Genomic DNA, 1,621 nt, shown 5'->3' on the forward strand with positions numbered 1-1,621 from the left:
GCGGTGCTATGGCAGCTTTCGCAGGTGACGCGCCCGGTGGTCCAGTTGGTGCTCTGCTTGTGGCAGGTGGAGCAGGTGCCGATCTTGTTCATGCCGGCAGCCAGGTTCAGCGTGCCGTCGACGTGGGTCACCGCAGTGTTCGAGGTGTGGCAGTTCGAGCAGGAGGTGGCCAGGGTGGAGTTGAATTTCGGGCCGTACGCCGCGCTGAAGTGCTGCGCGTGCGCGTTGGAGCTGATCAGGCCGCCGGTGGTGTTGGAGAGCGCGGTATGGCAGGTACCGCAGGCGCCGGATGCCGTGTTGTTCCACTGCGGGGTTGCCGAGAGGTGGCAGGAGGTGGCGCAGGTCTTGTTGTTGGTGGTCCAGGTGACGACCTGGGCGCCGGCAACCTCGACGGTCGCGTCGCCGTGCAGCGCCTTGTTGGCGAAGCTGGAGCTGCCCGAAACGGTGGAAGCGTGGCAGGTGTCGCAGGCATAGCCCTTGGTGTTCACGTGCTTGGCGTGGGCGTTGGTGGTCAGGGTCTCGGAATCGCCGTGGCAGCCGTTGCAGCCAAGCGACGCGCCCCATTTCACGTCGGGCACGTTGGCCACGATACCGTTGCCGCTGTGGCAGGATACCGCGGAGCAGGAGTTGCCGACCAGGGTGAAGCTCTTGCCGTTGCCGGCTTTCAGGTCGCGGGTGTTGTTGGTGTGGAAGCCGCCCGCCTTGATGGTGGTGCCGTTCACGGTGGTGTCGGCGTGGCAGCTGGCGCAGTCTGCGGCCGCAGCTACGTGGTTCTCGTGGCTGTTGGCGCGCGGCTGGTCGGCACCGGCGTTGGAGTAGTTCGGCTCGCCGGCGATGGAAGCAAACGCCGGAGCGGCGTCGGAGCCGTGGCAGGACTTACAGTCGAGCGCGGTGGAACCGGTCCAGGTTACGCTCTTCATGGTCCCTTTGCCGTCGCTGTGGCAGTAGGAGGTGGAGCAGGTACCCGATACCGGGGTACCGACCTTGGAGCCGGCTACGTCTTTCACGTTGTTGACGTGGTTAGCGAAGGTAGAGATGGTGCTGTTGTCGGAAACGGTCGAGCTGTGGCACTCGACGCAGCCGTAGGAGGTGCCGAGGAACGCCGCGTTGTTGACGTGCTTGGCGTGGTTGCCCGACAGGGTGTTGCTGGTCGCGTCGCCGTGGCAGCCCGCGCAGGTCAGGGTCCCACCCCAGGTCGGCGGGGTGTAGGTGCCGCGGCCGTTGCTGTGGCAGTAGACGTTGGAGCACTGGTTCAACGCGAAGGTGCCGCCGGTGGCGAACTTCACCTCGATGGCGCGGTGGCCGGCCGAGGTGGCGTGGCTGAACGGCTTGGCCTGTACCGAGTGGTCGGTGTGGCACTGTACGCAGGAGCCGACGCCGGTGCCGTAGTAGCTGGCGTGCTTGGTCCCCGCGGTCGGGTGGTTGCCGGTGGAAGGAGCGACGCTGTGGCAGGCGGAGCAGCCGCCCGGCACGGTAAGCGCCGCGCTACCCCAGGCCGGGGTCGCACGCAGGGTGCCCTTGCCGTCGCTGTGGCAGGCTGCGGTGGAGCAGGTGCCCATCGGGTTCGGCGGAACCGAGGTCTGGTTCACGAAGCCGGCCGCGATCTTCCTGGAGTAGCCGA

Annotated in this window: 1 protein-coding gene; it reads right to left on the reverse strand. The window is 66.9% G+C overall.

The window, feature by feature from the left end:
• Positions 1-1,621: CxxxxCH/CxxCH domain c-type cytochrome (locus tag KOL99_RS21525; protein WP_216512503.1), on the reverse strand; the 1,621-nt coding region annotated here is incomplete at both ends.

This window comes from Geomonas azotofigens, assembly GCF_018919395.1.
In the GTDB taxonomy this organism is placed as follows: domain Bacteria; phylum Desulfobacterota; class Desulfuromonadia; order Geobacterales; family Geobacteraceae; genus Geomonas; species Geomonas azotofigens.